Origin of the sequence: Erythrobacter longus (genome assembly GCF_000715015.1) — a bacterium.
Classification (GTDB): domain Bacteria; phylum Pseudomonadota; class Alphaproteobacteria; order Sphingomonadales; family Sphingomonadaceae; genus Erythrobacter; species Erythrobacter longus.
Window position 1 is genome coordinate 896875 of record NZ_JMIW01000001.1, and the last position, 19318, is coordinate 916192.

21 protein-coding genes are annotated in these 19318 nt (G+C 57.6%); 12 read left to right on the top strand and 9 right to left on the bottom strand.

Annotated elements, in window-relative coordinates:
- Positions 1-67 precede the first annotated feature (67 nt).
- Positions 68-1711, top strand: a complete 1644-nt coding sequence (locus EH31_RS04410; RefSeq protein ID WP_034958309.1) for a trypsin-like peptidase domain-containing protein — start codon at positions 68-70, stop codon at positions 1709-1711.
- A 115-nt stretch (positions 1712-1826) separates the two neighbouring features.
- Here EH31_RS04410 and EH31_RS04415 read toward each other — a convergent pair whose 3' ends face one another.
- Complete coding sequence (locus EH31_RS04415; RefSeq protein WP_034958310.1) at positions 1827-2654, bottom strand: TauD/TfdA dioxygenase family protein; 828 nt, start codon at positions 2652-2654, stop codon at positions 1827-1829.
- Between the two features lie 212 nt (positions 2655-2866).
- Here EH31_RS04415 and EH31_RS04420 point away from each other — a divergent pair, with 212 nt between their 5' ends.
- From EH31_RS04420 to EH31_RS04460, 9 genes are all read left to right on the top strand, one after another.
- Positions 2867-3421 (top strand): F0F1 ATP synthase subunit delta, encoded by a 555-nt coding sequence (locus EH31_RS04420; protein WP_034958312.1) that lies wholly within the window; start codon positions 2867-2869, stop codon positions 3419-3421.
- Positions 3422-3433: 12 nt separating this feature from the next.
- Entirely contained in the window at positions 3434-4960 is a 1527-nt protein-coding gene (gene atpA / locus EH31_RS04425) for a F0F1 ATP synthase subunit alpha (RefSeq protein WP_034958314.1), read from the top strand.
- 167 nt (positions 4961-5127) lie between these two features.
- Complete coding sequence (locus EH31_RS04430) at positions 5128-5997, top strand: F0F1 ATP synthase subunit gamma (RefSeq protein ID WP_034958315.1); 870 nt, start codon at positions 5128-5130, stop codon at positions 5995-5997.
- A 1-nt stretch (position 5998) separates the two neighbouring features.
- Positions 5999-6475, top strand: coding sequence for a hypothetical protein (locus EH31_RS04435; protein WP_034958317.1), 477 nt, complete (start codon positions 5999-6001; stop codon positions 6473-6475).
- A gap of 13 nt (positions 6476-6488) precedes the next feature.
- On the top strand, positions 6489-7943 hold the full coding sequence (gene atpD, locus EH31_RS04440) for a F0F1 ATP synthase subunit beta (protein ID WP_034958318.1): 1455 nt from the start codon (positions 6489-6491) through the stop codon (positions 7941-7943).
- A 5-nt stretch (positions 7944-7948) separates the two neighbouring features.
- Positions 7949-8128, top strand: coding sequence for a glutathione S-transferase (locus EH31_RS04445; protein WP_034958319.1), 180 nt, complete (start codon positions 7949-7951; stop codon positions 8126-8128).
- Between the two features lie 6 nt (positions 8129-8134).
- Complete coding sequence (locus EH31_RS04450) at positions 8135-8392, top strand: ATP synthase F1 subunit epsilon (protein WP_034958320.1); 258 nt, start codon at positions 8135-8137, stop codon at positions 8390-8392.
- A gap of 138 nt (positions 8393-8530) precedes the next feature.
- On the top strand, positions 8531-10675 hold the full coding sequence (locus tag EH31_RS04455; protein WP_034958322.1) for a prolyl oligopeptidase family serine peptidase: 2145 nt from the start codon (positions 8531-8533) through the stop codon (positions 10673-10675).
- 226 nt (positions 10676-10901) lie between these two features.
- Positions 10902-11147, top strand: a complete 246-nt coding sequence (locus tag EH31_RS04460) for a DUF1153 domain-containing protein (protein ID WP_034958323.1) — start codon at positions 10902-10904, stop codon at positions 11145-11147.
- 87 nt (positions 11148-11234) lie between these two features.
- Here the strand turns inward: EH31_RS04460 and EH31_RS04465 are convergent, their stop codons facing one another.
- From EH31_RS04465 to glmU, 4 genes are all read right to left on the bottom strand, one after another.
- Positions 11235-11894 carry an SOUL family heme-binding protein gene (locus tag EH31_RS04465; RefSeq protein ID WP_034958325.1) on the bottom strand — a complete coding sequence of 220 codons (660 nt, stop codon included), beginning with the start codon at positions 11892-11894 and terminating at the stop codon, positions 11235-11237.
- 68 nt (positions 11895-11962) lie between these two features.
- The gene (locus tag EH31_RS04470; RefSeq protein WP_034958327.1) at positions 11963-12235 is read right to left on the bottom strand and encodes an HNH endonuclease; all 273 of its coding nucleotides are present in this window, start codon (positions 12233-12235) and stop codon (positions 11963-11965) included.
- A gap of 14 nt (positions 12236-12249) precedes the next feature.
- Positions 12250-12855, bottom strand: coding sequence for a hypothetical protein (locus tag EH31_RS16720; RefSeq protein ID WP_051698926.1), 606 nt, complete (start codon positions 12853-12855; stop codon positions 12250-12252).
- Positions 12852-14216 carry a bifunctional UDP-N-acetylglucosamine diphosphorylase/glucosamine-1-phosphate N-acetyltransferase GlmU gene (gene glmU / locus EH31_RS04480; RefSeq protein WP_034958328.1) on the bottom strand — a complete coding sequence of 455 codons (1365 nt, stop codon included), beginning with the start codon at positions 14214-14216 and terminating at the stop codon, positions 12852-12854. The genes EH31_RS16720 and glmU overlap by 4 nt, the downstream gene beginning before the upstream one ends.
- A gap of 95 nt (positions 14217-14311) precedes the next feature.
- Between glmU and EH31_RS04485 the strand changes: the two genes are divergently transcribed.
- Together EH31_RS04485 and EH31_RS04490 are read left to right on the top strand one after the other, a co-directional pair.
- A complete protein-coding gene (locus tag EH31_RS04485; protein WP_034958329.1) occupies positions 14312-14995 on the top strand; it encodes an HAD family hydrolase in 684 nt (227 codons plus the stop codon).
- Positions 14996-15156: 161 nt separating this feature from the next.
- Positions 15157-16086, top strand: a complete 930-nt coding sequence (locus EH31_RS04490; protein WP_034958330.1) for an SDR family NAD(P)-dependent oxidoreductase — start codon at positions 15157-15159, stop codon at positions 16084-16086.
- Positions 16087-16167: 81 nt separating this feature from the next.
- Here the strand turns inward: EH31_RS04490 and EH31_RS04495 are convergent, their stop codons facing one another.
- From EH31_RS04495 to EH31_RS04510, 4 genes are read right to left on the bottom strand one after another with little or no spacing between them, the layout of a single operon-like run.
- Positions 16168-16536 (bottom strand): DUF2794 domain-containing protein, encoded by a 369-nt coding sequence (locus tag EH31_RS04495; protein WP_034958331.1) that lies wholly within the window; start codon positions 16534-16536, stop codon positions 16168-16170.
- Positions 16536-17306 (bottom strand): serine O-acetyltransferase EpsC, encoded by a 771-nt coding sequence (epsC, locus tag EH31_RS04500; RefSeq protein ID WP_081853210.1) that lies wholly within the window; start codon positions 17304-17306, stop codon positions 16536-16538. Before epsC ends, EH31_RS04495 begins: the two co-directional genes overlap by 1 nt.
- A gap of 57 nt (positions 17307-17363) precedes the next feature.
- The gene (locus tag EH31_RS04505; protein WP_034958332.1) at positions 17364-18005 is read right to left on the bottom strand and encodes a P-loop NTPase family protein; all 642 of its coding nucleotides are present in this window, start codon (positions 18003-18005) and stop codon (positions 17364-17366) included.
- A gap of 13 nt (positions 18006-18018) precedes the next feature.
- Positions 18019-19314, bottom strand: a complete 1296-nt coding sequence (locus tag EH31_RS04510) for a hypothetical protein (RefSeq protein WP_034958334.1) — start codon at positions 19312-19314, stop codon at positions 18019-18021.
- Positions 19315-19318 lie beyond the last annotated feature (4 nt).

A 19318-nucleotide genomic window follows, 5' to 3' on the forward strand; every position in this document is an offset into this window, starting at 1 on the left:
AAAGAGGTCCCATAAACGCATCCCGAAGCTTGCGGTCAATGTAAGGTGCCTTGTAAAGGGACACGCGATGACAGTTTTCTCCCGCATTCTCGTCGCGCTTGCAGCGCTTGGGCTGATCCATTTTCCTGCGAGCGCTGATCCTGGCGATGTTGACGCGGCTGCGCGCGGTGTGGTTCGCGTAGTTCTGATCGACGACAGCGGCGGCGATGCAGCGCCCATAACCCACGGCAGCGGCTTTGCGGTAAGCCCGACGATGATCGTCACCAATGCTCACGTTATCCGTGAGGCATTGGTCGATGACACGCTAAAGATTGGAATTGTGCCAAGCGAAGGGCCAGGAACAGATGGGGGCGGGACCTTTGCGATTACAGTTGCGGTGTCCCCGCGTAATGATCTGGCCTTGTTGCGCATTACCGACGGCTCTTTGCGCTTGCCGCCGCTGACGCTTGCGGGCGGCGTGGATGACAGCATGAGCATGGGCGAGGTTTCAGCTGTGGGTTACCCGATGAATGTGGACCTCGCGCAAGGCCTCGAAATCCGCGATATCTTCCGCGCGCAGCCTCCGGTGAAATCGCGTGGGTTCCTGTCAGGGGAACGACCCAGCCGCCAGTTTGACACGATCCTTCACACCGCTCCCATTGCACGGGGGAATTCGGGCGGGCCGCTGCTGGATGGATGTGGCCGAGTGCTTGGCGTCAACAGCTTTGGCGCGGATTCAAATGGTTCGGATGCAGAGTTTTACTTCGCCGTATCCTTGCGCGAGCTCCTGCCGTTCCTTCGCGAAAACGGGGTGGAGCCTTCGGTTAATGCCCTGCCCTGCACCTCTATCGATGAATTGAACGCAGCAGAACGCGCCCGGTTCGACCAACAGCGTGCCGAGGCCCAAGCGCGAATAGAAGCGCGCGCGGCAGAACTGCGCGAAAAGCGTGATGCCGCCCAATTGCAGGCGCAAATCGAAATTCTGGATGCCCGCGACAATGCGATGGCTGCGGCGATGATCCTTCTGTTGCTGGGTATCGGTGCTGGCTACACCGCCGGGCAATTGCGAGCTGGAATGGGTGAAAAGCCAGAAAACCAAACCCGCGCCATCATTGCAGCAGGCGTTGCAGGCGCCGCTTTAATCGGCGCAAGCCTCGTGTGGATTACGCGGCCAAGTTACAGCGACATCGAAGAACGCGTCGCCGTCCTGATGGGCGAGGTTGAGAGCCCTGACACTGACGCTGGTGGTTCTCAAGAAAACACTTCTGGCGATGGCACCTTGATCTGCACTCTGGTGCCAGAACGCAGCCGCATCACCGGATCGCGCACCAACGACGTGGAATTCGACTGGGCTGCCAATGGATGCGTCAACGAACGCACGCAATATGGCATGGTGAACGGCGAATGGACCCGTGTGCTTGTCCCATCGAGCGAGGCGGCCGTTTCGGTCAGCCGCTATGATCCGGAAACGCGCACCTATCGCACGGACCGCTATCTTTTGAGCCAGAAGGATATGGAAGCCGCGCGTGAGGCAAGAGGCAAATACAATCCGCCTGCCTGCGGCGTAACCGATGCAGCGCGCGTTCTGGGTGAACAGCAAGCCGCCTTGATCGCAATGCTGCCGGACCGCCCCAATGAACGGCTGGTCTATTCGTGCGAAAGCAAGAAAGCAGGCGGCATCGGCGGCGCGCTGGGTGCGGCATTTGATGAAGAGTTTGGGACCGAAGAATAGCGGGGCTCAAACGAAAACGGACCGCCGAGGCGGTCCGCAAGGCCGACGGGCCGTCGCGGCTTATGCCGCGCCCCCTCGGAGCGGATGGCGTCAGCCATCCTAGCGTGAGAGAGAACTACGCCGCCAGCGCCTCACCACTAAGCGTAATCCGGTGCATCTCGCGGTAGTGACCCTGATAGTCGTTCATCGCATTGTGCCACGTTGTGCGGTTGTCCCAGATCGCGATTGTGCCCGGCTTCCACTGCAGACGGCACTGGTTCGTCTCGGTTAGCGCTGCATCCAGAAGCTTTGTGAGAAGCGGCAGGCTTTCCTCACGGGTCTGACCCACGAAATGGATCGTGAAGCCGCTATTTACATACAGCATCTTGCGCCCGGTGTGCGGGTGACGGATCACCACAGGGTGAATAGCGCCCGTTTTAAGGTCTTGCCCGCGCAGGTTCTTGCCCATATCGGTCTGGGCATACAGCCCGCCCTCTTCATAAACATGGTCAGCGGTGTGATAGGCCTCAAGCCCCTCGATCTGCTCTTTCAGATCATCCGACAGCGAATCGTAGGCCGCCCCCATATGCGCCCACATTGTATCGCCGCCTGATGGAGGAAGGTGACGCGCCACCAGAACCGAGCCCATCGCCGGGATCTGGTCATAGGAGTGATCGGTGTGCCACGCGCCGCCGATATTGGTCTGCTGATCGGGCTCTTTTTTCACGATGGCGATTTCGTTGAACTCTTCCTGCAGCGGGAAGTAGTTGTTCACATCGATCCCGCCCCACCGACGGCCAAACTTGATGTGATCTTCAGGCGAAAATTCCTGATCGCGAAAAACCGCGACACCGTGTTCATAAATGGCCTGTTTGATCGCATCCATCTCTGCATCGCTGCAATTGGCAAGCGCGACGCCAGAAACCTCGACACCGCATTGCGGCGCCATTGGCGTGAGTTTCATTTCCTCTCTCCCATAAGGTGTTTTCACCGTTATCTGCCGCGCAACCTGACTCAAAGAGGTGCGCCTGTCCAGAGAATCCCACCAAGGCCGCTTGCATAGATTGGGGGGCTTTGCTAGGCGCGCGCCAACTTCGGCAGAAGGGATTGCGATGCTCGCGATCACTCATCTTGCCGACACACTTTTTCTCATGCCTCAAAGAGGACAAACGACGCGTGGAAACTTCCGCCGGTATTCAGTCTAGCCTTCAAGGGCGTTACGCCTCGGCTCTCTTCGATCTCGCGAGCGAGAACGGGACAGTGACGGCTGTCGAACAAGACCTCGAAACGCTTGGCGCAGCGCTGAGCGAATCGGAAGATTTTTCGGCGGCGACCACAAACCCGCAGCTTTCGCGCGGTGAACAAGGGGCGGCCGTCGCTGCCATCGCAAAGCACTTGAAGCTTTCAGACCTCACTGCAAATTTTCTCGGCGTGCTGGCCAACAACCGCCGTCTTGCAAAACTGCCACAGATTATTGCTGCGTTCCGGGCGATTGCCGCCAATCAACGCGGCGAGGTTTCGGCCAACGTCACATCCGCGCATCCTCTTACCAAGGATCAGGTCAAGACGCTGAAAGACAAGCTCACCGCCCGTGTGGGCCGCACCGTTATGCTTACCGCCGATACAGATGCCGATCTTCTCGGCGGTCTTGTCGTCACCATCGGATCAGAGCGGATCGACGCATCGATCCGCACCCGTTTGAACTCTCTATCCCAAGCTATGAAGGCTTAAAGGACTACGCACATGGAAATCCGCGCCGCAGAAATTTCAAAGGTCATCAAGGACCAGATCGCCAATTTCGGCACCGAAGCAGAAGTCAGCGAAGTTGGCACCGTGCTTAGCGTTGGTGACGGCATCGCCCGTATTCACGGCCTCGACAAGGTTCAGGCAGGTGAAATGGTTGAATTCGCCAACGGCGTTCAGGGCATGGCTCTGAACCTTGAAAGCGACAATGTCGGCGTCGTGATCTTTGGCTCGGATGCCGAGATTAAAGAAGGCGACATGGTCAAGCGGACCGAGACCATCGTGGACGTTCCCGTCGGCAAAGGTCTTCTGGGCCGCGTGGTTGACGCTCTTGGTAACCCGATTGACGGCAAAGGCCCGATCACGGACGTAACGCGCCAGCGTGTCGAAGTCAAAGCGCCGGGCATTATCCCGCGCGAATCAGTTTCTGAGCCAGTTCAAACCGGCCTTAAAGCCGTTGACGCTCTCGTCCCAGTGGGCCGTGGTCAGCGCGAGCTTATCATTGGTGACCGCCAAACCGGTAAAACCGCTGTCGCAATCGACACCTTCATCAACCAGAAGGGCGTGAACGCAGGCGATGACGAGAGCAAGAAGCTCTACTGTGTTTATGTGGCCATTGGTCAAAAGCGTTCGACCGTTGCGCAAATTGTGAAGCAACTCGAAGAGAACGGCGCGATGGAATATTCCATCGTTGTGGCCGCGACCGCTTCCGAACCTGCTCCGCTCCAATACCTTGCACCGTACACCGGCTGTGCGATGGGTGAGTTTTTCCGCGACAACGGTATGCACGCTGTGATCGTGTACGACGACCTTTCCAAGCAAGCTGTTGCCTACCGTCAGATGTCGCTCCTGCTTCGTCGTCCTCCGGGCCGTGAAGCGTACCCTGGCGACGTGTTCTATCTCCACAGCCGCCTGCTTGAGCGTGCCGCGAAGATGAACAAGTCGGAAGGCGGCGGCTCGCTGACCGCTCTGCCGATCATTGAAACGCAAGCAGGCGACGTGTCTGCCTATATTCCAACCAACGTGATTTCGATCACCGATGGTCAGATCTTCCTTGAAACCGACCTCTTCTACCAAGGCATCCGTCCTGCGATTAACGTGGGTCTGTCGGTGTCGCGTGTGGGCGGCGCTGCTCAAACCAAAGCGATGAAGAAGGTTTCGGGCTCGATGAAGCTCGACCTTGCGCAATATCGCGAGATGGCGGCGTTTGCGCAGTTTGGTTCAGACCTTGATGCCTCGACGCAAAGGCTGCTTAACCGTGGTGCGCGTTTGACCGAGCTGCTGAAGCAGAAGCAATTCTCGCCAATGCCGTTTGAAGAGCAAACGATTTCGATCTTCGCTGGTACCAACGGCTTCATCGACGCTGTTCCAGTGGATCGCGTGGGCCAATATGAAGAGCAAATGCTGGCCTTCTTCCGCAGCGAACACGCTGACGTTCTGAAAACGATCCGCGACAGCGGCAAGTTCGACGACGCCAAAGACGCGACGGTGAAGGCGCTCGAGGCTTTTGCGAAGCAGTTTGCATGAGGATTGACTGGTCAGGCGCTCGAGTGTTGACGTCCCTAGTTGTCGGGTTAGTCACTCTCATGTTCAGCTTTGTAGTTGAATTGCCTTTCTATCCAATTTTGTTCGCACCGCTGACCGCATTTGGCGCTTGGTGGATTTTTCCTAAGATTGTGAAAGAGGCTTAGATAATGCCCTCACTTAAGGAACTAAAAGATCGGATCGGGTCGGTTAAATCGACCCAGAAGATCACCAAGGCCAAGCAGATGGTCGCAGCGGCGAAGCTTCGCCGTGCGCAGGCTGCTGCCGAAGCTGGACGGCCCTATGCCGAGCGATTGAGCGCCGTGATGGCCTCGCTCGCTGGCAAAGTGTCCGGCGACAGCGCGCCAAAGCTTCTCGCGGGCACCGGTAGCGACCAGCGCAACCTTCTGGTTGTGGTCAACACCGATAAAGGCCTGTGCGGTGGTTTGAACTCGAACATCGTCAAGGCTGCCAAAGCCAAGGCGCAGGAGCTTCTGGCCCAAGGCAAACAGGTCGAGTTTTACCTCGTTGGTAAAAAAGGCCGCGCCCCGTTGAAGCGTGAATATGCAAGCGCGATCACGAGCGGCTTCGACACCAGCACGGTGAAAACGCCGGGCTTTGAAGAAGCCGACAGCATTGCCGCTGAACTCATCACGATGTTCGATGAAGGCAAGTTTGACGTCGCGCACCTGATCTATCCGACGTTCCAGTCGGCTCTGGTGCAAAACCCGACGGTCAATCAGCTGATCCCGGTCCCCTCACCGCAGGTTTCGGATGAAGGCGGCGCTGTGGTTGAGTATGAGCCGGGCGAAGAGGAAATCCTCGAAGCTCTCCTGCCGCGCTATGTGAAAACGCAAGTTTTCGGCGCGCTGCTTGAGCGTGAGGCATCCGAGCAAGGCGCTTCGATGACCGCAATGGACAATGCGACCCGCAACGCAGGCGACCTCATCAACAAGCTGACCATCCAGTACAACCGCAGCCGTCAGGCCGCGATTACGACTGAACTTATTGAAATTATTGCAGGTGCTGAGGCTCTGTAAAGTGTTCGGAAAAAAGAATTTTTCACGTACTGATTTAATAGCAAGTTTGGAGAATATCGACGGCGTCAAGATTCAAGAGGTAGTTAGCGAAGAACGTACACCAGTACAGGTGATCTGCACGTTGAATGGACTGTTCCAGGTCAGGATCGACCTCAAAGGGATGGCAGGGGTCTCCCCTGATTGCGACAGGGCCTTTTTCTGGACAAGCTTTGTTAACGATGGCTCATGTGATCTCTCACTTATCAACGGATACAATTCGAGAGAACCGAGAGCTTACGCCTACATGACGGAACAGGGAATCGTGGTGTGTTGCCACGCTGACTTTTTCGGAATGAACAAAGATGTAGCCGAGATGACACTGAGTAACGCGATGACTTCACAGAAAAAAGGACTGCGCGAGTTTTCGATTTTAAGAAATGCGTATGTGAAGACCGGAACAATTGAAAATGTCGGGATTGATCCTGACGCTTTGAAATAAGTAGGAAACCAAAATGGCCACCGCAGCACTTAACCAAACAACCAACGGCACGATCAGTCAGATCATTGGCGCTGTTGTTGACGTGCAGTTCCCCGGCGAACTGCCCGCAATTCTCACCGCGCTTGAAACCAAGAACGACGGCAAGACCCTCGTTCTTGAAGTGGCACAGCACCTTGGTGAGAACACCGTTCGCACCATCGCAATGGACGCCACCGAAGGCCTCGTTCGCGGCGCTGAAGTGATCAACACCGGCGCGCAGATTTCTGTGCCTGTTGGTCCGAAAACACTCGGCCGCATTATGAACGTCGTTGGTGAGCCAATTGACGAGCTTGGCCCGGTTGGCGCTGATAAAGCCATGCCGATCCACGCAGAAGCACCTGCCTTCGTGGACCAGTCCACCGAAGCAGCGATCCTCGTGACCGGCATTAAAGTGATCGACCTTCTCGCTCCTTACGCAAAAGGCGGTAAGATTGGCCTGTTCGGCGGTGCCGGCGTTGGCAAGACCGTTCTTATTCAGGAACTCATCAACAACATCGCAAAAGGCCACGGCGGTGTGTCTGTGTTTGCCGGCGTTGGTGAGCGTACCCGTGAAGGTAACGATCTCTACCACGAATTCCTCGACGCTGGCGTTATCGCCAAGAACGAAGCTGGCGAAGCGATCAGCGAAGGCTCCAAAGTGGCTCTCGTGTTCGGTCAGATGAACGAGCCTCCCGGCGCGCGTGCTCGTGTGGCTCTCTCGGGCCTCACCATGGCGGAATATTTCCGCGACGTGGAAGGTCAGGACGTTCTGTTCTTCGTCGACAACATCTTCCGCTTTACGCAAGCAGGTTCAGAAGTGTCCGCGCTTCTTGGCCGTATTCCTTCGGCTGTGGGCTATCAGCCAACTCTGTCGACCGACATGGGTAACCTGCAAGAGCGCATTACCTCGACCAACAAGGGTTCGATTACTTCGGTTCAGGCCATCTACGTGCCAGCCGATGACTTGACCGACCCTGCGCCTGCAACATCGTTTGCTCACTTGGACGCGACCACCACGCTGAACCGCGCGATTTCAGAGCTTGGCATTTACCCAGCTGTTGACCCGCTCGATTCGACCAGCCGCGTTCTTGAACCATCGGTTGTTGGCCAAGAGCACTATGACACCGCTCGCCGCGTTCAAGAGACGCTGCAGAAGTACAAGTCGCTGCAAGACATCATCGCAATTCTGGGCATGGACGAGCTTTCGGAAGAAGATAAGCTTACCGTTGCGCGTGCGCGCAAGATCCAGAAGTTCCTTTCGCAGCCATTCCACGTGGCAGAGGTCTTCACCGGCATCAAAGGCCTGTTCGTACAGGTCGAAGACACGGTGAAGTCGTTCAAGGCGGTTGTGGACGGTGAATACGATCACTTGCCAGAACAGGCCTTCTACATGGTTGGCGGCATCGACATGGTGGTTGAGAAAGCCGCCAAGCTCGCTGAGGAAGACTAAGGCTTGTGACTGGCACGCTCGACATCAAGGACTGCGTCAATAAGACCTGTCCTTGGTCGGGCGATCCGGTTTCGGCTGATAGCCTGACGATGTACCGCGGCAAAGTTGTAGGGTTTTGCAATCCCGGATGCCGTGACAAATTTGAAAAAGCTGCGTCGGCTTTTGACGCCAGCGTTGACGGATAACAGAAAATGGCACTCCATTTTGAACTCGTAACCCCTGCCAAGCAGGTCCGCTCTGAGGAAGTCCACATGGTTGTGGTTCCCGGCTCAGAGGGCGAATTCGGCGTTCTCGAAGGCCACGCGCCATTCATGAGCACGATCCGTGACGGCGCTGTTCAGGTGTTCAAAACCGCTGGTGGTGAGCCCGAGCTTATCACCGTTAAGGGCGGCTTTGCCGAAGTTGGCGAGAACGGCATCACCGTGCTCGCGGAGCATGTTGAGGCGTAAAGCGCTTTACGCATATCTGATTTGAAAGGGCGGTCAGAAATGGCCGCCCTTTTTGCGTCTCGCCCTCGTTATCCCCCTTCACAAGCCGGTGCCAACAGGCCACATATCTTCTTAGCAATCCCCCCAAGGAGAGAAGGTTTGAAACTTGTATCCACTCTTGCTCTGGCGGCTGTCATGACGATTGGCGCTGCAACCTCGGCCAATGCCGATAACCACACAGGCGACGGCGTGCCCGGTCCTGACCAGGACCCCTATATCTGGCTTGAAGAAGCGCGCAGCGATGAAGCGCTGGCATGGGTCACCGCCGAAAACGAACGCACCCTTGGCGTGCTTGAGGCAGACCCGCGCTTTGAAACTCTCAAAGCCGAAGCGCTCGCGATTTACGACAGCGAAGACCGCATTCCGTTTGTAAGCTTTCGCCCCGATGGCCTGTATAATTTCTGGCAAGACAAGGCGAACCCCAAGGGGCTCCTTCGCCGCACCACAATCGAAAGCTATCAGACCGACGAGCCTGTCTGGGAAACCATTCTTGATGTTGACGCTCTTGCGGCGGCAGAAGGCAAGGAATGGGTCTATAAAGGCTCCACCTGCCTGCCACCTGCGCTCAACAAATGTATGATCGCATTGAGCGATGGCGGCGAAGACGCGACCATCATGCGCGAGTTTGATACCTCGACCAAAAGCTTTGTCGAAGGCGGCTTTGAGCTTCCCGAAAAAAGCCAGGGCGGCATTCAATGGATTGATGAGAACACGCTTCTCGTCGGCCGCGACTTTGGCGAAGGCACCCTTACCGACAGTGAATATCCCTTCACCAGCCGCGTCTGGGTCCGGGGCACGGATATCGCCGATGCACCAGAGGTGTTCCGCGGTCAGGCTGACGATGTATGGGCAGGCGCGAGCCTGATGCGCGATGCGACCGGCGAGATCCAGGCGATGACCGCATTCCGGGGTATCAGCTTCCACGAAAGCGAGTTTTTCGTCTCGATCGACAGCGACTGGATCCCGCTCGACATTCCAAAAAAGGCATCGCCTTATGGCATTGTCGATGGCCACATGCTGTTTTCCACCGATGTCGATTGGGAAGTGGACGGGCAAACCTTCCCCGCAGACAGCCTGATCGCGGTTGAGCTTGAGGCGTTCAAGAAAGACCCCAATGGCGCGGCAAAGACGCTCGTTTGGGCACCGCAGGACCGCCAGACCAAGCAAGGCGGCGCGATTACGGCGGGCGCGCTTTACGTGGGCCTGCTCGACAATGTCGTTGGCAAGGTTTTGAAGTTCAACTTTGAAGCCAATGCGACAGGGGGCGCATGGACAAGCGAAGAAGTCACCCTGCCCGACAACGCAACCGTGGGCATTGCGGCAAGCTCGAATGAGAGCGAACAGATCATGTTCACTGTCACCGACTTCCTCAATCCGACAACGCTTTACTACACCGACGGCTCTGCCGATCCGCAGCCGCTCAAAACCTCGCCTTCCTATTTCGATGCCGCTGGCATGGAAGTCGAGCAGCATGAGGCAACCAGCGCCGACGGGACCAAAATTCCCTACTTCATCGTCAAGCCTGAAGGCATGGAGATGAATGGCGAAACGGCGGTGCTGATGACAGGTTACGGTGGCTTTCAGGTACCGCGCCTACCCGGTTACCTCGGCTCTACCGGCAAGATGTGGCTTGAGCGTGGCGGAGCCTATGTGCTTGGCAATATGCGTGGTGGCGGGGAATTTGGTCCCGGCTGGCACCAGACCGCTATTCGCGAGAATAAACAGCGCACCTGGGACGATTTCATTGCCATCGGCGATGATTTGGTGGCCAAAGGCTTCACCTCGCCAGAGCACCTTGGCATTCAGGGCGGCTCGCAGGGCGGCCTGCTGGTCGGCACCGCCTTCACCCAGCGCCCTGACCTGTTTGGTGCAGCGATCGTGCAGATCCCGCTGTTCGATATGCTGCGTTATCACGTGATCGGCCGGGGCGCTTCGTGGATCGGCGAATATGGCGACCCGCGTATCCCTGAACAACGCGCATGGATCGAAGGGTATTCACCCTATCAGATGATCAAAGAAGGCGTGGATTACCCCACTCCCTTCCTTTGGGCATCAACGGCTGACGACCGCACCCACCCGGCGCACGCGCGCAAAGGGGCCGCTCGCCTCAAGGAACAGGGTCACCCCTATTACTACTTTGAGGATATGACCGGCGGCCACTCTGGCGGCGTCGACAATGAACAGCGCGCCAAGCTTCAGGCGCTGCAATATATCTATCTGATGCAGCAATTGATGGACGAGTAACCTCGCCGATCAACGTGCACAAAAGGGCGGTTTCCCAGAGCGGAAGCCGCCCTTTTTTGTGGCGGGTGTAAACAGAACCGACACTTTCGCCTCCGTTCGTCCCAAGGAAAACACAGGAAAGTACGTCAATGCAAAATTAACCATCCTTGGCAGCTCCCCGTTAACGCTTTGAGCCAATTCTGATCTCAACGGGGCGCAAAGTTGATGAACTTAAGGAGTTGGAAAAATGGCATATCCCCGCGACATTTCCATCGCGCAAGCGATCAAGAGTTATGGTCTTCCCAAAAACCACCGAGCGCATTGGTCGCCTGCCCGCAAAGCTGGCGTCGTGCGCGCTGTGCATGACCGCGCAATAAGTTTTCACGAAGCACGCGAGCGGTATCTCTTGAGCCGCAGCGAGTTTGAAGAGTGGGAGCGCGATTACTCAGTCGGCAGCGCCGTGCTGAACCGCTCGCAGCTGGAAAGCGTCTGAAGTCTGGTTCGATAAGGTCGTCGCCTCAAGTCTCCTGCTTGCGCTTTTGGTTACCGCTGGCAGCCCCCCCTAATGTCAGCGACAGCGCTATCGGGCGGCGACCTCGACCATCACTTCATTGCGACGCATTGGGCCAGGGATCATCGGCGCGTCGTAAAAGGCATATTCGACCGAGCCCACCGGCGTCAGGCCCTGTGCTTCGATCCACTGGCCAAGAGCCGCCTCCATCTTGGCTAGATCGCTTGTCGGAGCATTTCCGTTGAACTGCACAGCTGCCATCCGGCGTCCGGGAACTTCGGTCAGTGTAATGTCCGACGGCGGTGTTGGCAGTGTCTCCATCGTGAACTTCGAAGGCATAACAAACCGGGTCCGCCATTCGCCCTCGCCCGTCCTTTCGGAAACAACCGGCGAAGTCATGGCAATAGGCTCGTTCTGGTCGACCCGCTCTGACATGACGGGCGCAGTCATCGCGATTTCCTCACCCTGATTTGGGCCGGCATCAGGGCGGTCATTTCCGAAGATATAGGCGGCCAATCGGCGAAAGCTCTTGCCACTGGTGTCGCGGCGCGTGCCAGCATGTGTGACCTCGGCAACGATCATCGGCTCATATTGGCGAAGCTCAAAGGCATCGTCAGCAATGACAACCTCGTACGCGGGTTTTTCAATGTCGCGATATTGCGCATAGGCGACCGCGCCGCCTGCTGCTGCGAGCCCCGCGCCGCCTGCGATCCATTTGCCAATACCCATTATGCGTTCCTTTGATAGCGTGTGTCCTATCAGCATTTACGAGGGCGATTGGTTCCCGGACGTCGCCGTTATCGGCGTGTGGGAGCGTGAAAATCGGGCTCTTTGCGGCTCACCCATTTCACGAATTTTGCAATTGCAGGATTGGCGCGGATGGTGTCCGGATCATCGCCAATGCGCGCGAGTTCCGCATTGGTGAAATTGGCGTGGATCGCCTTGTGGCAGATCGGGTGGACAGGCACGGTCTCGCGCCCCTTCCTGGACTTTGGCACAGTGTGATGCCACTGGATGAGCGTCTCAAACGGGCGACCACACAGCCAGCAGGTTTGCGGTTTCTCAACCAAGAGGCGCTCGCATGCTATTCATCTGTGAAAAGAGTATCCGCCTTCTCAAGGTGCCTTTCGGCTGCGAAGACTTGAACAGGCATAAGCTCGCCTTCCCAGCCGCATTTCAGTTCAGCTATCTTTTTGCCAGCGCGCTCAACGATGACGCCGTCGGTTATGGCCGGGTTATTAGGCTCGCCTGGTGCGAAATTTGTCCGCGCGACGCGGCTAAAGACGATGTAGCGCGTTTCGCCATTCTGGAATGCAATTTGCGCTTCGCCGCCGCCTGAATACGGCACACTGGCCCATCGCCCGTTGGACAGTGTGAGCTCTGATTTGCCTCTGCCAAAACGGTATTGTGCGCCGATCTGACCAGCGCACACGGCCAATTGTTTACCGCCTTCGACCGTGCAGGAAAAGATCGTCTCTTCCGTATCGGCACAGGCGACATCCGTGCGCTCGTCGGCTTTAGGGCCGGCGGATTGCGTGAATTCTGATGTTAATGATCGCTCAGATTCCGCATTATCACTGTGCTCACCTTTGTCGGAAATGTCTGTCGGCACATCGGGCACAGAAGCGGTGGGCTCATCACTGCATGAACAGAGCAATGTCGCAGCAATTATCCCAGCCCAAGCCCTCATTTCTTCTGCGCCCCGGCTTTTTGGGCCGCCTTTTTCTTCTTCATCGTGTCGTGGAAACGGTCGGCCCAGCCTTGTTTGACCAATTGTTCGGCGCGCACCATGCGAAGGTCGCCTGCGCCAACATCACGGCTGACCGCGCTGCCAGCTGCTACAATGGCATCATCGCCAATGGTGACAGGGGCGATCAGGGCAGAGTTAGAACCGATAAAGGCGCGCTCGCCAATCACCGTCTGATATTTGAAATACCCATCGTAATTGCAGGTAATGGTCCCTGCGCCGATGTTCGCATCTTTTCCGACGGTTGCATCGCCAATGTAGGACAGGTGGCTGGCTTTTGCGCCAGGGCCAAGCGTCGCCTTCTTCATCTCGACGAAATTGCCGACGAAGCTGTTCTCTTCCATCACCGCACCGGGGCGAAGGCGGGCGAAAGGTCCGACTTGCACGCCGGTCGCAAGGGTCGCGCCTTCAAGGTGGGTGTAGGCTTTGATGTGGACACCGTCGGCGACACTCACACCGGGGCCAAAGACCACATGCGGGTCGACAGTCACATCGCGGCCAAGCTTCGTGTCATGGCTGAAAAACACGGTGTCGGGAGCTTTGAGCGTCGCGCCATCTGCCATGGCCTCCGCCCGGCGCGCCGCCTGCCAGCGCTGTTCTGCCTCGGCCAGCTCTGCGCGGGAGTTGATGCCAGCAACCTCGTCAGGCTCGCATTCGATAACCACCACCTTGTCACCGCGCGCAATCGCTCCGGTTGCGACATCGGGGAGGTAGTATTCGCCAGCTGCATTGTCGTTACCCACCGCCTCCAACAGCGGCCACAGATCGTCTGAATGGGCGATAAGCAGGCCAGAATTGCACATCCGCGTCGTCTTCTCGCGCTCCGTCGCGTCCTTGAACTCGACCATCTTGCGCACGGTCCCGTCATCATCGGCAATGATGCGGCCATAGGCGAGGCGATCTTCAGGCTTGAACCCCAGAACAGCGACTTTCGCTCCGTCGGCAATCGCCCGGTTCAACCGCTCGATTGTTTCAGCGCGGACCATCGGTACATCGCCAAAGCATACGAGAATATTGCCGGAAAAACCCTCAAGCGCCGATTTCGCCTGAAGCGCGGCGTGGGCAGTGCCAAGCTGCGGGTCTTGCAATGCCGTGCTGACATCGCGTCCTTCGAGCGCCTGATCCAATTGCTCACGCCGGTCACCGGCCACAACAACAATGCGGTTCACGCCCATCAATGCGACCGTGTCGAGCAGATGCATCAGCATCGGCTTACCCGCAATCGGGTGAAGCACCTTGTGCAAATCGCTCTTCATGCGAGTGCCTTTGCCAGCGGCAAGGATAATGGCGGCGAAATCTGTCATTGCGTAAACCTTATAGCACGTTGTGCGGTATTCGGGGGACCGCTTGCCAGCAATTGCTTGCAGATTGAAGCCCGTTCCTTCACGCGGGCGTCAATATGAGCAATTTTCCTTTTCAAACCATCGGTTTTGACCTTGATGGGACCCTTGTCGATAGCTTTCGCGATCTGGGCGAAGCGGTGAATTACGCGCTGGAGCTTGGCGGATTTGACCGCGTGCCGATGGACAGCTCGAAAGACCTTATCGGCGGCGGGGCCAAGATCATGCTTTCCAAGGCGGTCGATGCCCAGGGAGGCCTGCCCGCCGACGAGTTCAAGGTTCTCTATAAAAAGATGCTGGGCTTCTATTCAGAGAATAATGCAGTGCACACCGCCCCCTACCCCCATGCGCGCGAAGTGTTGGCAGAGCTCAAGGAGCGCGGGGTCAAGGTGATCGTGGTCACCAACAAGTTTGAGGAATTCGCCCGATCCATCCTCACCCAGATCGATTTTATCGAACCGTTCGAGGGCGTCATCGGCGGCAATTCGCTTGGCAAAGGGCCCGATGGTCAGTTCCTGGCAAAGCCCCATCCAGAGCCCATTTTGAAGGCGCGAGAGATATGCGGCGGCGGGAAATTTGCCTTTGTCGGTGACAGCACATACGACGTGAATGCAGCCAAAGGTGCTGGCGTGCCAGTCGTGGGCGCCGCCTATGGTTATTGCGATAAACCCCCGCATGAACTTGGCGCTGACGCCGTGATTGATTCGCTCGATCAACTGATCCCTGCTCTTGAAACGCTCTAAACGCGCCATCTGACGCTACGGCAGCGCGCTCGGGCAAACACCCCTGTTGCAACGCAGCGAAAATCCTGCCACGCAGCGCTCACACTTGAGTTTACGTGGGCGTAAAGCCTGCACCCCCTCAACAGATATAAAAACAATTTTGCACGGAAAGGAACGATCCCATGAGCATCGACTTCAAAGACAAAGTAGCCATCGTCACCGGCGCAGGTGGCGGTCTGGGCCGCGAATACGCGCTTGAGCTTGCCCGCCGCGGCGCAAAAGTCGTCGTTAACGATCTTGGCGGCGCGCGTGATGGCACCGGCCACTCTGACATGGCTCTTGAAGTCGTGAAAGAAATCGAAGCCATGGGCGGCGAAGCCATGTCAAATGGCGGTTCGGTCACCGAATATGACCAGATGGAAAAGATGGTCGCGGACGCCAAGGCAAAGTGGGGCCGCATCGACATCCTCATCAACAACGCGGGCGTTCTTCGCGACAAGACATTCGCCAAGATGACCCCGGACGATTTTGAGTTTGTGGTGAAAGTTCACCTCACCGGCTCTGCATTCGTCACAAAAGCGTGCTGGGAAACCTTCCGCGAGCAAGGTTATGGCCGTATCTTGATGACAGCATCTTCAACCGGTCTGTTCGGTAACTTTGGCCAAGCCAATTATGGCGCGGCGAAACTCGGCCTTGCTGGCCTGACGAAGACGCTGCAACTCGAAGGCGCGAAATACAACATCCGCGTAAACTCGCTCTCACCAGTGGCCGGCACGCGTATGACCGAAGACCTCTTCCCAGAAGAAGCCTTCAAACTGTTCGACCCCGTAAACGTAGTGCCCGCTGCACTTTACCTGGTAAGCGAAGACGCCCCAACCAACGCCATCGTTGGCGCTGGCGCTGGCGGCTTCCACTCGTCATGGGTTGTGATGAACGACGCCGTTTGGCTTCCCGATGGTGAGCGCACAGTCGAAGGCTTTGCCGCGCGCTGGGACGATATCAGCGACTTCTCGAACCTGATCGCTCCGCAATCGGGCGCTGAGCAGTCAGGCGCAATCCTGAAAGCGATGCAAAAAGTAACCGGCACCGGTCCTTCAAGCGCGCGCGGGTAATTCTGCTTGAACTTATAAGAAAAAAGGCCTCCGCGCGGTATTCGTGCGGGGGCCTTTTTGGTGTGGGCCTTTTGTGTGACCCTAGTCCTCGACCGCTTTAACCAAACGCCGCTCCATAGGCGCAAGGACATTGGCTAGGTCTGAGCCGCGCTTCAAGACCTGACCGTGTTCGCCAAACAGCGTGTACATGCCTTGCTTGGCGCGAAGGCTGGGGCGCTTTTCAATGCGGCAGTTGGGACGCTCTGCGGCGCGGCGGAAGGCCGAAAATGTTGCCGCGCGCGGGTCAAAGTCCATCGCATAATCGCGCCATTCACCGGCTGCGACCATGCGGCCATACAGGTCAAGGATACGCTGGAGCTCTTCGCGCTCAAAGCCCACTTGTCCCCCGGTGCGCTTACTCGGGAAGGCGACAATCTGGCCGGTGCCACCGGGACCAAAACCTGCATTCATCAGTCAGAAGTCCCGCTCTTTTTGCCAAGATCAAGCGCGCCCTGCACGGGGTCCGCCACCGGGTCTCGCGCGTTGTCCTGCGCATTGCCCTGCGGCGGCGCAGTGGCCGCCTTAAGCGCGGCGATTTCCGCTTTCATCGCGATCAATTCGCTCTCAAGCTTTTCAACGCAGTCGACCGCATTGCCCTCTTCGTCTTCGCACTGCATGCTGAGCGGGGTGCCGTAAGGGATGAATTCCTTGATCCATTCCTCAGCCGGAAGAAGGGTCGAACGCGCTTTTAGCCCAACCATGGTCGCCCCTTCGGGCACATCGTCCAAAACAATCGCATTGGCACCGATCCGGGCTCTGTCACCAACAGTGATCGGACCGATGACCTGCGCGCCGGAACCCACAATCACATTGTCGCAAAGTGTCGGGTGGCGCTTACCACCTAGGCCGTTGGTAGGATTGGTCCCGCCAAGGGTCACGCATTGATAAATCGTGACATTATCGCCGATCTCTGCGGTTTCGCCAATTACCGTAAACCCGTGGTCGATGAAGAAATTCTTGCCGATTTTTGCACCGGGGTGAATGTCAATTGCGGTCAGCAAGCGGCTGAAATGGTTCACAAACCGCGCGAGAAAGAACAGTTTGGCATTGAACAGCCAATGCGCCACGCGGTGCAGGCCCAGAGCCAGAACGCCGGGGTAGAGGAGCACTTCCCAACGTGAACGCGGCGCAGGATCGCGCGCCTTGATCGAGTCCAGATAGGCTTTGAGCTTTGTGAACATGTGAGGAGTCTCCCACCAATCGGGCGAATTTGCAAATATGCATTAAAGCAGTTTTGCCTACAGTAACTTAGGCTGCGGCGGCCCATGCAAAGCTTCCAATGCGGCACGCCATACCGACATGGTGGCAGGCTGGGCGCGTTCAAGGCTGATGCGATCAATCGTCGCAACAAGCGCTTCGATATCTGCAAAACTGCGCCGTGTCCGGGGCACCAGATATTCGGCGGCCCCTTCTGCCAATGAAAGCGCGCGCACCTGCGCATGGGCTTCGATCAAGTCCGCTGCCATGGCATCATCGGGCTCTCCAATAGAAAGCTGGAGCGATCCGCCAAGGCGCGATTTCAAATCGGGCAACGTGACGTCCCAAGGCGTCGTATTCGCGATCAGAAGCAGGGGTTGGCCCGCATTTGAACCGCCATCCTGGACAGAGTTCCAACGGTGAAACACCTGCGTTTCATCCATCTCATCCGCGCCGTCGATCACTTCGATCCCTTGTGCCTTGGCCCAGCGGCCCAGCAACGACTTACCCGAACGCTCCGGACCGGTCAGAACAGCAGTGCGAAAAGGCCAGCTTGCCGGATTGCGAAGCGCCTCGACAACGCGCGCATTGGCATTGCCAAGGACAATACGCTGCGCATCAACCCCGCTTGCAATCGTAAGCGGGAGCGCGATTTGCGAGGGATGATCGTTCACAGCGGCCATGCAAAGAGCGCTCTTAGCGGCTGATGGCAAGCGCGTTTGCGCCCTCGTTCACGGCAAACCCGCGCGAACGAAGCTGCGATGCCAATACGGAAATCTCGCCGGCGAAAGACACGCGCATGACCGACGTGCCGCCCATCGCTGTGCTGGTCACTGCAACACCGCGAACGCCCGGCACCTGCCGCACACTCGACAAGCTTGCGTCAAATGTCATCGGATCAGGCGTTGCAAATTGCACGGTGAAGCTGCGCACGGTTTCAGCCGCCGTATCGGGCGTTTGCGTGGTTGCTTGCGGCGTCTGTTCCGTGTTGCTGGCTGCTGAGGCCGCGTCGCGCTGGGCGCGGTCGCGTGCCTGGATCGCCCGCCCGATTTCGATCAGCCGCGCAATCGCCGGGTCGACCTGGCTCGAACCACCATTCCGCAAGGTTGGATCAGGCTGTAGCTTACCATCGACCAAGGCCTGTTCATAAGCCCGGTCAATCCGATCAACCGCTTCGCTCAGCATGGCCGGAAGCTGTCCCGGGCCATCGGCTTTCAAAGTGAAACTTTCGAGCACTACGTTGTCCGGGCCGTAGCGCGCGGTAAAGCTGCCGGTGATAGGGCCGCCGGGAAATGCGTGGTCAAGCTTTGCAATCGGGACAAGCACGTCTGCTGCGCCATATTGGTCAAGAGCCAAGCGCCACCAAGCCCGGCTGCGCCGTCCGGCCTGTCCAAAATTGAACAGAAGCGAATCGCCCCCAGCCCCTGTTGGCCGGACATAATCGACCCGGCTCGTGCCCGGATTAAACTCTGCCCACGCGCGCTGCCACGGGTTGCGCACTTCAAACGCGGTGTAAGTCCCGCCACTGACCATGACCGGGACAAGCAACATGGGCGCCGATGATCGTCCAGCGCGCTCGCCTCCCAAAAGGCGTCCGGCCCTTTGGCGGTCAAAGCTGACACCCAAGGTTGCGACATAGCGTTTGGGGCCGACGCGCTCGCGCTGAATCACGATTGCGGCAACGAATCCTGCAAGCTGAGCGTCGGAAACCGCAGGGCCGCCCGCCTTTTGCCATGCCTTTTTCGCCGCTTCGCGCCACCCTTTGCTGCGCGCGTCATTGGCATTGTCGCCCCTGACATCAACCTCAATCCCGCGCACCTCGATATCCGCGCTCGACGCAGTGGGGGCGATTCCACGCTCACCAGAAACCTGAGCGAGCACAAACGCATAGCCGCCTGCCAGCAGCGCAAGCGCAAACAGGCTCGCAAGCAGCCAGCGGGCGCTAAAGGAGGCTCTCAAAATTGGGCCAGAAGGGTGTGCTATTGCCGCCATCGGG